Genomic DNA, 12,114 nt, shown 5'->3' with positions numbered 1-12,114 from the left:
GTATGCTTGATAATTTATTAGGAATCACAAATCAATTAGAGTTAAACAATACAGAAAAGAAGCTAAGTAAAATAAGAGCTAAAGAATTATTTGAGTTAGATAAAATAAATAAATTTGAAGTTGGTACATATCAAGGATTAAAGGACATTCATTATTATTTATTTCAAGATATCTATCCTTTTGCAGGAAAAAAAAGAGAGGTAAATATTTCAAAAGGTAACTTTCGATTTGTACCAGTTATGTACCTAGAACCGTCTCTTAATCATATTGATAAAATGCCAATGAGTACCTTTGATGAAATAGTTGAAAAGTATGTTGAAATGAATATCGCTCACCCTTTTGGAGAAGGAAATGTCAGAAGTACACGGATTTGGTTGGATTTGATTTTAAAGAATTCTCTAAAAAAAGTTGTAGACTGGAACTTAATAGATAAAGAAGATTATTTACTTGCAATGGAAAGAAGTCCAATTAAAGACATAGAAATTAAATACTTATTACAAAATGCTTTAACAGATAAAATTGATGATAGAGAAGTTTACATGAAAGGTATCGATATTAGTTATTATTATGAGGGATATACTGAATACCTTATTGATGAGCTTAATATAAGTGAAAGAAAGGGTGAAATTGAATAGAAATGGAAAATAAAAATGTACCCTCAATACGATTTAAAGGGTTTATTGACGATTGGGAACAGCGTAAGTTGGGGGACGGACTTTCTAAAGTTGGTGATGGGATTCATGGTACTCCTGAATATCGGGAAGATGGTCTGGTTCCATTCATTAATGGAAATAATTTAGTTGATGGAAATGTTTTGGTTACTGATGAAACAAAGTATGTTGATGAATTACAAAAAACTAAAAATGATAATTTGTTGAACTCAAACACAATATTAATGTCAATCAATGGAACTATTGGTAATTTAGCTAGGTATAACGGCGAAAATATTATGTTAGGAAAAAGTACTGCCTATTTAATTGTAGAGGAATATAGTAAAGAATATGTTTATTATTTGTTACAGACTAATCAAATCTATAAACATTTTATGAGTAGTTTAACGGGCACTACGATTAAAAATTTAGGATTGAAGATAATAAAAGAGACTCCCTGTTTAATTCCAAGAATTGAAGAACAAACCAAAATAGGTAACTTCTTCAAGCAACTAGATGAGACTATTACTCTTCAGGAACGTGAGTTAGAGCTTCTAAAACTTACAAAAAAGAGCTTTTTACAACAATTATTTCCTAAAACTAATCAACGACTTCCTAATATTCGTTTTACAAACTTCCATGAGGATTGGGAACAGCGTAAGTTAGAAGGATTAGCAGAGTACTATGATGGCACTCATCAAACTCCTAGATACCAAGAATCAGGTGTTCCTTTCATTAGTGTTGAAAATATTAAAGACATCAATAATAGTAATAAATATATTAGTAAAGAAGACTATAAAAAAGATTTTAAAATAAAACCTCAAATTAATGATATTTTTATGACAAGAATTACTGCTGGAGTTATTGGGGATACTGCAATCCTAACTAATAGTGATGATATGGCTTATTACGTTAGTCTGGCTTTAATAAGAGCATCAAAGATTAATCCGTTATACTTGGAAAAGTATATAAACAATTTTGAATTTAAAAAAGAGCTACACAAAAAAATAATTCATACTGCATTTCCTAAAAAAATTAATTTAGGAGATTTAGGAACATGTTTAGTTAAATTTCCTCATTCATTTGAAGAACAAACTAAAATCGGCAACTTCTTTAAACAACTAGATGAAACTATTATTCTCCAAGAGAATAAATTAGAAAATTTAAGGAACGTTAAATCTGCTTTTCTGCAAAAAATGTTTATTTAAAATTTTATTTACAATTAAACATTCCTCTTAGATAATATGTAAGATATTTCGATATCAGAATTTATTTAGGGGGAATTTTTGTGGTTTCAAACAAAAAAAGAAGGGAACAAACATTTTATGACTATTTTAAGGAATGGGTTAATTTATATAAGGTAGGAGCTATTCGAGATGTTACATTACAAAAATATTATATGACTGAACAAAGATTATTTGAATTAGCTCCTAATCTAAAAATGAAAGATTTGGATAGATATGCTTATCAAAAGCTCTTGAACGAATATGCATTAACCCATGAGAAACAAACTACGATGGATTTTCATCATCAACTAAAAGGTGCTATTTTAGATGCAGTCGATGATGGAATACTTACTCAAAATCCTACAAGGAAAATAGTTATTAAAGGCAAAGAACCTAGAGTGAAAAAAGCTAAATTTTTAAATCAATATGAAGTTCAACGATTATTAAAGGAGTTAAATCTATCTGATGAGGTTAACTGGGATTGGTTTATTCTATTAACTGTAAAAACAGGACTAAGGTTTTCTGAAGCTTTAGCTATCACTCCAGAAGACTTTGATTTTCAAAGTCAAAAAATTATTGTTAATAAAACTTGGAATTATAAAAATACTAAAGGTTTTTTTCAACCTACAAAAAATGAATCTTCTAATAGAAAAATACAAATAGATTGGCAACTAGCTATGCAATTTTCACAACTAATTAAAAATAAAGAGCCTGAAAAACCAATTTTTGTTAAAAGTAGAGTTTTCAATTCAACAATTAATAACCGGTTAAAAGTACTTTGTAATAAGGCTGATGTACCTATAATTAGTGTACACAGTTTGAGACATACTCATGCATCCTTATTGTTATTTGCAAATGTCTCAATAGCAAGTGTGGCCAATAGGCTTGGTCACTCAAGCATGACTACCACTCAAGAAACATATCTTCATATTATACAAGAACTAGAAAATCAAGATAACGAAAAAATTATCCATCATTTATCTATGTTAATGTAATAAGAATCCACCTAATTAGTTAATAAAAACTATTTAGGTGGATTTTTTCTAGATAAACATTTTTTGAAGAAAAGATTTTTTCATTTTTTTTAATTTATCTAGTTTTCTCTTTTGAAGAGTAATAGCCTCATCTAGTCTGTTGAGGAAGAAACCAATTTCGATTTGTTCTTCAACTTTCGGAACCAAAATATCCCACTTTTTCACCTCAGACATAGGTACTAAATTTGTAATAGCAGAGCCAGGATTTGCTCCTGTTAATTTTCTTTGCATTTTTTCAGCCCTAATAAATTGAATAAAATATTCAGCATCAGTTATCTTGCCATTGATTCTAAATCGAATTAAAGCTTGGTTAAATACCCCCTGTTTAATTCCTTTCGGAACTCGTGATATTCTTCCGATAGTTCCAGCACCACTCATAATAAAATCTTTTTCTAAAAGTTTAAAAACTTTTAACTCATCAAATTTTTCTTTTGAAATATTATATCTAGTTTCATAATTATCATAAATTGCATTTTGTTGCTCATATACAACATAATCACTATTTTTTATAAAAAATTCTTTTTTTAGTGCGCTACCAAATGGACCTCTTCTGACGCCATTTTCTATATCTAACATATCTTCAAACTTACGCTGTTGCCACTCATCTTGGAAGTTTGCAAAACGAATATTAGGAAATAGTTGATTAGTTTCAGGGAATAATTGTTGTAAAAAGCTCTTTTTTGTAAGTTTTAGAAGCTCTAACTCACGTTCCTGAAGAGTAATAGTCTCGTCTAGTTGTTTGAAAAAGTTGCCGATTTTAGTTTGTTCTTCTTTTTTAGGGTATAGTGCCTCAAAATTTTCAACTTCTGGTTTAGATAAATTTGTTTGAGAAACTCCACTATCAAATTTTAAAAAATACGGGTTTCGATTCATTCTATAGCTCAAAAAGATTGAATCCATATTTTCTTTAGGAGTAATACCTGCAATCCGTTGATTTAAAGTATATTTCTCATCTTTATCCACAAGAAATACTTTAGCTAAGGCTTTTCCATTCGGTAAATCACTTAAAACCATAGCAATTTCTCCCTTAAGCATAGGCTCAACTTGTTCGTTAGTATGTCTCTTAACCTTACCATCAATTGATATAAATCTTGAATTAATTATCGTAAATTTTCCATTTATATCTTCAACTTTTTCATGAGCTTTTCCATTCCGATAATTGGCAATATTTTTCAACTTACGCTGTTCCCAAGCTACCAAAAAATAAGCTACATGTATAAAAAGTTAATGATATAATAGTTTTTGAAAGAGTTTTTATAGGTTATCGTAAAAATAAAATTTTTAATATAAAGTCTGAAAAAAAGGTGGCAAGTTAGATGGAATACACAAAAAGTGAGTTAGAGGTTGAAAAAAGATTAATTCACGTTTTAGGTCAAGGTAGAAACCAATGGACTTACCGTGAAGATATAAAATCAGAAGAAGATCTTTGGAAGAATTTACGCCAGAAGATTAGTCAAAATAATGTAGCTGAATTAAATGATACACCTCTAAGTGATGAGGAGTTTGAGAGAATCAAAGTGGAATTACTCAATAGAACAAGAACACCTTTTGACGCAGCTAAATGGTTAAAAGGGGAGAATGGTATTGCCAGATTAACAATTGAAAGAGATGGAGATTTAGGTAAAGCATCATTTATTCTTTTTACAAGAGAATTTGGTGGTGGAATTTCAAGTTATGAAGTTGTTAATCAAATTGCAACAAGTAGTGATGAATCCAATCGTAACAGACGGTTTGATGTAACATTATTAATCAATGGGTTACCGATTGTTCAAATAGAATTAAAGCAGGTTAGTGCAAAAGATGGTGTTTATCAAGCGTTTAACCAAATAAAAAAATATGCAGAAGAAGGTATGTTTAGAAATAATATTTTTTCGACTTTGCAATTATTTGTTATTTCTAATGAGAAAACTACTCGATATTTTGCTAATGCTTTACCATCACATTTACATAAAAAGTTTATATTTAGTTGGCGAACAAAAAATAATGATAAAGTTGATGATATTTATGAATTTGTTAAGCAAATGCTAAATATTCCAGATGCTCATCGTTTAATAGCTGACTACACAATAGTTAGTGAGGATCAAGACAATAAAGTATTAATGGTATTACATCCCTATCAAATTCATGCTATTGAGTCCTTATATACATCGGCAATGAAACATCAATCAGGTTATGTTTGGCATGCTACTGGTAGCGGAAAGACACTAACTAGTTTTGTTTCGACTAAATTATTAGCTAAAAAATCCGGAATAGATAGAACAATCATGTTGATTGATAGAAAAGATTTGGATAATCAAACAACGAGTGAATTTACTAAATTTGCTTCAGAATACAACACAGGGATTTCCTCTGGAGAAGGGAAGAGTAATAGCTTAATTGTAGGTACTGGTAGTTCTAGGGAACTTAGCAAAGTTTTGTTATCAGAGAGTAATACAAATACTGTTATTGTAACAACAAGACAAAAGTTAGAGTCAGCTATTAGATATGCTGAAAAACAAGAGCTTGAAAAAGGAACTAATCGTTTTGCTAAGTTAAAAGGGCAACATATTGTTTTTGTAGTGGATGAGTGTCACCGTGCTGTGAGTTCAGAAGGTATGGAAGCAATCAAAAAACATTTTCCTAAATCAACTTGGTTTGGATTTACGGGAACACCTATTTTTGAAGTTAATAAAAAACAAGCTAAAGGTCAACTTGCTAGAACAACGGATGACCAATATGGAGATTGTTTACATACTTATACAATAAAAAATGCTTTAGAAGATGAAGCTGTATTAGGTTTTCAAGTGGAACATCGAGATACTGTGAGAGAAGAAAGCCTACTAGATTCTATTCATAAGCAACTTCAAGTAAATGAAAAATATTTGAAGAAAAGTGATGAAGAGATAGGTAGATTAATTGATGGTCTGACAGGAATTGAAAAAGAAGCCTATCTTAGACCAAATCAATACGAAACAGATGATCATATAAAAGAAGTTATTAAAATGATGTTTAAACCAAACGATACTTATACGAAGTTTAACTTTAAAAATGGTCGACCTCAAAAATCAGCTATTTTAACTACCAATTCAATTGAGATGGCAAAAAAATACTACAAATTTATAAAAGAATTTACTCAAGATGAAAATTGGATGGAAAAGAATTATGGGGCTAACTATCTTAGAAAAGGTCGAACAATGAGTGATTCAGATTTCCCAAGGATTGCTATTACATATTCTTTACAAGAAAATGAAGAGAATGCTTCAGGAAAACAAGATGAAATGAAAGGAATTATTGAAGCGTACAATAGTTATTATGATACTAGTTGGGATATTTCTGAAATTGAACGTTACAACGGTGATATCAATAATCGTTTAGCTCGAAAAAAAGGTCAATTTAAAGAATTTGGCAATCATCTTGATTTAGTAATTGTTGTAGATAGGTTACTAACAGGATTTGATGCACCAACGATTCAGACTTTATATGTCGACAGAACTATGAGCTATGCAAATCTTATTCAAGCCTTCTCAAGAACTAATAGAACATATCCTGAAAAGGAAAAGGGAATGATTGTGACCTTCAGATATCCTAAAACTATGGAAAATAATGTAGAAGAAGCAACTGCTTTATATTCACATAAGCAAGAAAAAAATACTTTGATATATCCAAGTTATGAAGAGAGCAAATCTAAATTTTTCACTGCATATGATAATTTTAAAGAAGTGGTTAAAGATTTTCCTAGTGGTGTAGATGAACATAATTCTGTTTCAGAAAGAATTGAATATGTAAAAAGTTATCAAGCTTTAAATAATGCCTACAAAGCCCTAGTGACTTATGATGAGTATAATGAAGAACTAGAAAATGCTGAACCAGTTAATCCAAGTGACCGACATGTAACATATTACAATGTTGACTTAGTTAAGGAAGAAGAAGCTAATTATGAAACAGTTAAAGGGTCATTGGTGGAGCTACCACCAGAAATAGTTGGTGATGAGTTGTCTGAAATCGAATTTTTCGCTAATACTGTGTCAAAACTTTACGATATAGATTCAGCATATATAAATAAGCTTCTTGGAACTTACTCAGCGCACAGTACGGATATACGTGATGAAATTGAAGAAGCATTAAGTAAGATGAATAAAGTTGAGTCTGTTAAGAATATTTATCGAAGCATACTGAATGATATTGATGATAAAATTGTTGATTCTGATGAAGATATTTTTGTTATTAAGAGATTATATTTTACCGAAGAAAGCAACCAGGTTATCAGTAATTTTTCCAAAGAATGGTGCGTTTCAGAAGAACAGCTTCATACATCTGCTGTTCAGTACGAAATTGGCATGACAGAAATACCAAATATCAGTGGAATTACTAAAAGTCGTAGATTAGATGAATATCGTTTAAAATACCCAGATGTAAAACCATTGAAGTATAATGGACAGTTAAAAAATAGTTGGAAAGAGTTACTTGAAACGGTTATCGTTCCGATTGTTGAAGAACTGAGATAAAATAACCAGCTGACTTAGAAATTATTTTCTAGGTCTTTTTTTATTGTACTGATATAATAGGGTATTGAAAAATTATGGGAGATTTTTATTGAATGAAAAAGCAACTGACAGCTATACTATTAACCATAATTCCTTTAGGAGGGATTATTTTAGCCACATTAGGCTTATTTAAATTTGTAGGAGTAGACTTCAAAAACAACCTATCTTTGTTTTTATTTTTAATACTCTATTTATTTATTGAATTTATCATTGATAACATCATAGAATTATTAGCAAGTGCGTGGAATAATACTTATTGGATGAACTTTTTAAGAGTGTCACTTGCAATTTATGTGACAGACCGTTTATTAGATTCAGTATCTGTTAGTACAATTACTTTATTAATTCTTGCAACAGTTTTTACACTTGTTGAATATATTCTTGATTTACTAGATGATGATGATTTTTACGATTAGTGTAAAATGACATACGACAAATTTTTAAATTTGCGCCAGATTTGTCATGAAATCAGTATGTTTACTATTTTTACTTAATATCTTTGTAAGCGACAAAAAACATTCAGTTTTTGTCGCTTATTTTATTTTTAGAAAAAATTAACTCTTTTTTGTCTATTAATAAATACTGATTTAATACCGATATGATAGTTATAATTAATTTTTTAAGAGGTAGAATTTAAATAAATAAAATCTGTTTCAATTAAGGAAGGCAGGTATTAGTAATTTGAAATTTAACTTGAGTGGAACAAAATTAATCATACTATTTTGTTCAGCAACTCTTATATTAAGTGGTGTATATGTTTTATCAACTTTTCAAAATGGTATGCATGTTAGAGAACAGACAAAAAATAAAATAGTTAGTAATGATAAAGTTGTAAGAGGAATAAAAGAAAAAAATAAATTAGAAGATATTAATTTAGTGCTAGAGGATTACTCTATAAAAAGAAAAAATCCAGCTTTTAATAATAAAATTTTATACGCATCTACTACTGATTCAAATCCATTAGTGAAAAGACATGATTTTAAGGATAAAATTGATAAAAGAGCAACAGATTGGGATGATAATACAAGTCATTACCTATCGAAAAGTGTTCTATTTTTAATCTTTTTAGGAGTTTCCCTTATATTAGGAAGTTTGATATATCTAGTTAAAAAGAGAGAAATATAGATTTCTAGTTAATATCAGTTAGTTTTTTCAAAATTTAGATAAAGAAATAGTCATAACATAAAAAACAGTTCAGAGCCTTGATAAGCTCTGAACTGTTTTCTTTATTTTATATATTTTTTAGTTAACAACATCATCACAAGACCTAATCCAATAAAGTAGATTGGCATAATATAAAGTGTTCCGTTATGTAAGCTACTCATTCCAAATGTAATTAGACTAACAAGTAGGTAATAACCTAAGCTAAAAATAGCACCAGCTGAGCCAATAACATCTTGAAAATCAACAAGAGCAAGACTTAGACAGTTTGGTAAAGCTGTTCCAGTTCCTAGTAAAGTGGTAAAAATACTGATTAAGATAGCAGTAAATTGAATCCATTTAGGTAGGAAACTTGTATAGCTACTTATTAATAAAAGAACTGACCCAAGTAACATAATTCTAAGACCTAATTTAATAATCCATTCAGCTTTGTGAGTACTTAATAACTTTTTAGAAAGTAAAGCACCTAAAATTGAAGCGCCAGCAATCACAATTCCTAAAAATCCGTAGATAGAAGGTGATAAGCCAAATTTTTCAATAAAAATAAATGGTGCTTCAGCATAATAACTAAATAAAATGCCGTTAATAGCTCCGATTAAAAAGCCGTAAGTTAAGACTTTAGGGTTTTTAAAGAAACGAATCACTATAGGCCAAAGTGCTATTTTTTGTCTACTCGAAACGTCAAATGTTTCAGGTAATGAAGTCACTGTATAGGCAAATAGTGCTAGAGCCATTAAAACTAAGGTTAGGAAAACAATTCTAAACCCAAAGTAGTTGCCAACAAAGCCACCAATAAGTGGTCCAACTGCTGGTGTAAAGGCTAAAGCTGCTGAAATTTGAGCAAATAACTCGTGACGTTTATTACCAGTAAAAGCTTCACGCAAAATCGTTTGAGTTGTAACAGATCCTGTACTAGCACCAAAAGCTTGAATGAAACGAGCGACAAGTAAAAATTCAATTGTTTGAGATGTGTAACATAATAGACTTCCAATTCCGTACAAAACAATTCCATATATCATAGCAGGTCTTCTGCCGACAATATCTGATAGCCATCCCCAAAAGAAGACGCCAAAAGCAAAAGCTAAAAAATAAATACTTAAAGTCAGTTGAGCTGAACTCATGGAGACTTGATAGCTACTTGCAATCTCAGGTAGTGAAGGTGTGAAAATCGTTTCGCTTATTTGTGGGAATCCCACTAAACAGATTAATAGTAATAATGAGGGTTGTTTTTTTATCGATGTTTTTTCCAATTTAATTCCTCCGATTAATTTAAACTATAGGGAAAAAACATCTTTTGAAGGGAAATGGAGGGACCATGGTCTTAATTTGTTCTAACGTCGACATGGTAATCACCCTTTCTTATTTATTCACATCACAGACTAACAGAAAATTATAAGAGTGTAAAGTAAAAATACTTTATATTAAATTAGTATTAAAAGCGTGATTTTCTTTAGAAAAATGTTTATAATAGAGGCACTGAAAATTTACGACCTTCAAATCGTACTAGATTTCAGAATCTAAAGAAATGATGGTGATTTAATGAACGATAACAGTAAAATTCGTGTTGTTGTTGGAATGAGTGGTGGCGTTGATTCTTCTGTAACGGCACTATTACTAAAAGAGCAAGGATATGACGTAGTCGGTGTCTTCATGAAAAACTGGGACGACACAGATGAAAACGGCGTATGTACGGCTACTGAAGATTATAAGGATGTAGCTAAAGTTGCGAATCAAATTGGTGTACCTTATTACTCAGTCAACTTCGAAAAAGAATATTGGGACCGTGTGTTTGAGTACTTTTTAGCAGAATACCGCTTAGGTAGAACACCAAACCCTGATGTGATGTGTAATAAAGAAATTAAATTTAAAGCCTTTTTAGACTATGCAATGCAACTAGGTGCTGATTATGTTGCAACGGGGCATTATGCTCAAATCAAGCGTGATGAAGATGGCACAGTGCATATGTTAAGAGGTGTTGATAATAATAAAGACCAAACTTATTTTTTAAGTCAATTATCACAAGAACAACTAGCTAAAACAATGTTTCCATTAGGACATATGGAAAAATCAGAAGTACGTGAGATTGCTAAAAAAGCAAAACTAGCAACAGCTCAAAAGAAAGATTCCACTGGTGTTTGTTTCATTGGTGAGAAAAACTTTAAAGAATTCTTAGGAAAATATTTACCAGCACAACCTGGAAAAATGATGACGTTAGATGGACAAGTAAAAGGTGATCATGCTGGCCTTATGTATTATACAATTGGGCAACGTCAAGGTCTTGGAATCGGTGGTGGACAAGGTGATAACAGTGAGCCATGGTTTGTTGTTGGAAAAGAACTAGAAACCAATACGTTATTAGTTGGACAAGGTTTTCATCATGAGCATTTGTATGCAACAAGTCTTGAAGCAAGTGAAGTTCACTTTACAGTGGATACACCAATGCCAAAAGAATTTAAATGTACGGCTAAATTCCGTTACCGTCAACAAGATACAGGAGTAACTGTTATTTTAAATGACGATCAAACAAAAGCTACAGTCATTTTTGATGAAGCAGTTCGTGCCATCACACCAGGACAAGCAGTTGTCTTTTACAATGGAGACGAGTGTTTAGGTGGCGGACTAATTGATGCAGCCATTAGCGAAGAAAAAATTAGACAATATGTATAATTTTTTAAGTTTATGGTTGACAGTTATTTAAAAATGATTTATAGTGCTTGTGTTAAACAATTAAATAGATTTGTTAGGTGAGGCTCCTATACAAACATAGGCTACTGCCCAAAAACGTCGAGAGACACCAATGGGTATAACAGGAATTATCGATATAAGGTTCTTCTTAACGTAGCTAAAGCTTAGGCTTTTACGTTGTATAGTGCTAAAACTCAACGATTGGATCTTTACATACGATGTCTTATTTAGTGATGACTTCAAACCTCTCGTCGAGTTTTTGGCGAGAGGTTTTTTACATGTTCAAATTTATTTAATAACAAAAAGGAGTGATGACAATGGTAAAACTGTAACACTAAAATTAACATATTTTGGTAGTGTAGAATATTGGATGGGAATTCATCTACGAAATAATCTACTGAAAAAAACGTCTGGAAAAGAATTAATTCAAGAGCTTCCCTTAGAGGAAAAAGATAACTGGCATATTGTCGTATTAAATAACGATGAAGTTGTGGGAACGTTAATGCTTTCTAGAAAAAGTAAAAAGATGGCACAAATTGAACAAGTGGCTATTTGTGAGAGTATGCAAGGACAAGGTATGGGACAAAAATTAATCGCCTTCGCTGAAGACTTAGCACAAGAATTAGGATTTGAACAAGTTTTTCTAACAGGTAGAGAGTCCGCTTGGAGATTTTATGAAAAGTTAGGTTATCAAACAAACCATAAACAATATAAAATCGGACGCGTACAAATCAAAGAATTTACAAAAGTTTTAGAAATCAAAGAAAAAGTGAAGGAGATGGAAACAAATGGATGACAGTAGTCAGAGGCCGCCGAGTCAACAGGGTTCTTTAAA

General features: G+C 30.8%; 10 protein-coding genes and 1 riboswitch. Of the genes, 8 read left to right on the top strand and 2 right to left on the bottom strand.

Annotated features, from left to right (window positions below; translation table 11 throughout):
- The first annotated feature begins 2 nt into the window (after positions 1 to 2).
- The 3 genes from fic to DFR54_RS01585 all read left to right on the top strand — a co-directional run bounded on the left by fic (position 3) and on the right by DFR54_RS01585 (position 2,871).
- On the top strand, positions 3 to 635 hold the full coding sequence (gene fic / locus DFR54_RS01595) for a protein adenylyltransferase Fic (protein WP_114288616.1): 633 nt from the start codon (positions 3 to 5) through the stop codon (positions 633 to 635).
- Between the two features lie 2 nt (positions 636 to 637).
- A complete protein-coding gene (locus DFR54_RS01590; RefSeq protein WP_114288615.1) occupies positions 638 to 1,858 on the top strand; it encodes a restriction endonuclease subunit S in 1,221 nt (406 codons plus the stop codon).
- An 80-nt stretch (positions 1,859 to 1,938) separates the two neighbouring features.
- Positions 1,939 to 2,871, top strand: a complete 933-nt coding sequence (locus DFR54_RS01585) for a site-specific integrase (RefSeq protein WP_114288614.1) — start codon at positions 1,939 to 1,941, stop codon at positions 2,869 to 2,871.
- Between the two features lie 48 nt (positions 2,872 to 2,919).
- On the opposite strand, the gene DFR54_RS01580 is transcribed toward DFR54_RS01585, so the two are convergent.
- Complete coding sequence (locus DFR54_RS01580; RefSeq protein WP_211315039.1) at positions 2,920 to 4,110, bottom strand: restriction endonuclease subunit S; 1,191 nt, start codon at positions 4,108 to 4,110, stop codon at positions 2,920 to 2,922.
- A gap of 116 nt (positions 4,111 to 4,226) precedes the next feature.
- Between DFR54_RS01580 and DFR54_RS01575 the strand changes: the two genes are divergently transcribed.
- From DFR54_RS01575 to DFR54_RS01565, 3 genes are all read left to right on the top strand, one after another.
- Positions 4,227 to 7,394: a type I restriction endonuclease subunit R gene (locus DFR54_RS01575; RefSeq protein WP_114288612.1), complete on the top strand. Its 3,168-nt coding sequence runs from the start codon at positions 4,227 to 4,229 to the stop codon at positions 7,392 to 7,394.
- Between the two features lie 92 nt (positions 7,395 to 7,486).
- Complete coding sequence (locus DFR54_RS01570) at positions 7,487 to 7,849, top strand: YrvL family regulatory protein (RefSeq protein ID WP_114288611.1); 363 nt, start codon at positions 7,487 to 7,489, stop codon at positions 7,847 to 7,849.
- 265 nt (positions 7,850 to 8,114) lie between these two features.
- Entirely contained in the window at positions 8,115 to 8,558 is a 444-nt protein-coding gene (locus DFR54_RS01565; protein WP_114288610.1) for a hypothetical protein, read from the top strand.
- Positions 8,559 to 8,659: 101 nt separating this feature from the next.
- Here DFR54_RS01565 and DFR54_RS01560 read toward each other — a convergent pair whose 3' ends face one another.
- On the bottom strand, positions 8,660 to 9,844 hold the full coding sequence (locus DFR54_RS01560) for a multidrug effflux MFS transporter (RefSeq protein WP_114288609.1): 1,185 nt from the start codon (positions 9,842 to 9,844) through the stop codon (positions 8,660 to 8,662).
- 289 nt (positions 9,845 to 10,133) lie between these two features.
- Between DFR54_RS01560 and mnmA the strand changes: the two genes are divergently transcribed.
- Together mnmA and DFR54_RS01550 are read left to right on the top strand one after the other, a co-directional pair.
- Positions 10,134 to 11,261, top strand: coding sequence for a tRNA 2-thiouridine(34) synthase MnmA (mnmA, locus tag DFR54_RS01555; RefSeq protein WP_114288608.1), 1,128 nt, complete (start codon positions 10,134 to 10,136; stop codon positions 11,259 to 11,261).
- Positions 11,262 to 11,323: 62 nt separating this feature from the next.
- Positions 11,324 to 11,492: riboswitch (M-box (ykoK) riboswitch) on the top strand.
- A gap of 157 nt (positions 11,493 to 11,649) precedes the next feature.
- Complete coding sequence (locus DFR54_RS01550) at positions 11,650 to 12,075, top strand: GNAT family N-acetyltransferase (RefSeq protein WP_126808984.1); 426 nt, start codon at positions 11,650 to 11,652, stop codon at positions 12,073 to 12,075.
- Positions 12,076 to 12,114: the final 39 nt, after the last annotated feature.

Source organism: Vagococcus fluvialis, from assembly GCF_003337315.1.
Classification (GTDB): Bacteria; Bacillota; Bacilli; order Lactobacillales; family Vagococcaceae; genus Vagococcus; species Vagococcus fluvialis.
The sequence above is the reverse complement of the archived record's forward strand: the minus strand, read 5'-3'. Positions and strand labels throughout refer to the sequence as shown.

Excerpts from the sequence above, each read along its gene's own strand:
- DFR54_RS01570 (WP_114288611.1), top strand. The coding sequence starts at position 7,487 with ATGAAAAAGCAACTGACAGCTATACTATTAACCATAATTCCTTTAGGA.
- mnmA (WP_114288608.1), top strand. The coding sequence starts at position 10,134 with ATGAACGATAACAGTAAAATTCGTGTTGTTGTTGGAATGAGTGGTGGC.
- fic (WP_114288616.1), top strand. The coding sequence starts at position 3 with ATGCTTGATAATTTATTAGGAATCACAAATCAATTAGAGTTAAACAAT.
- DFR54_RS01590 (WP_114288615.1), top strand. The coding sequence starts at position 638 with ATGGAAAATAAAAATGTACCCTCAATACGATTTAAAGGGTTTATTGAC.
- DFR54_RS01575 (WP_114288612.1), top strand. The coding sequence starts at position 4,227 with ATGGAATACACAAAAAGTGAGTTAGAGGTTGAAAAAAGATTAATTCAC.
- DFR54_RS01550 (WP_126808984.1), top strand. The coding sequence starts at position 11,650 with ATGGGAATTCATCTACGAAATAATCTACTGAAAAAAACGTCTGGAAAA.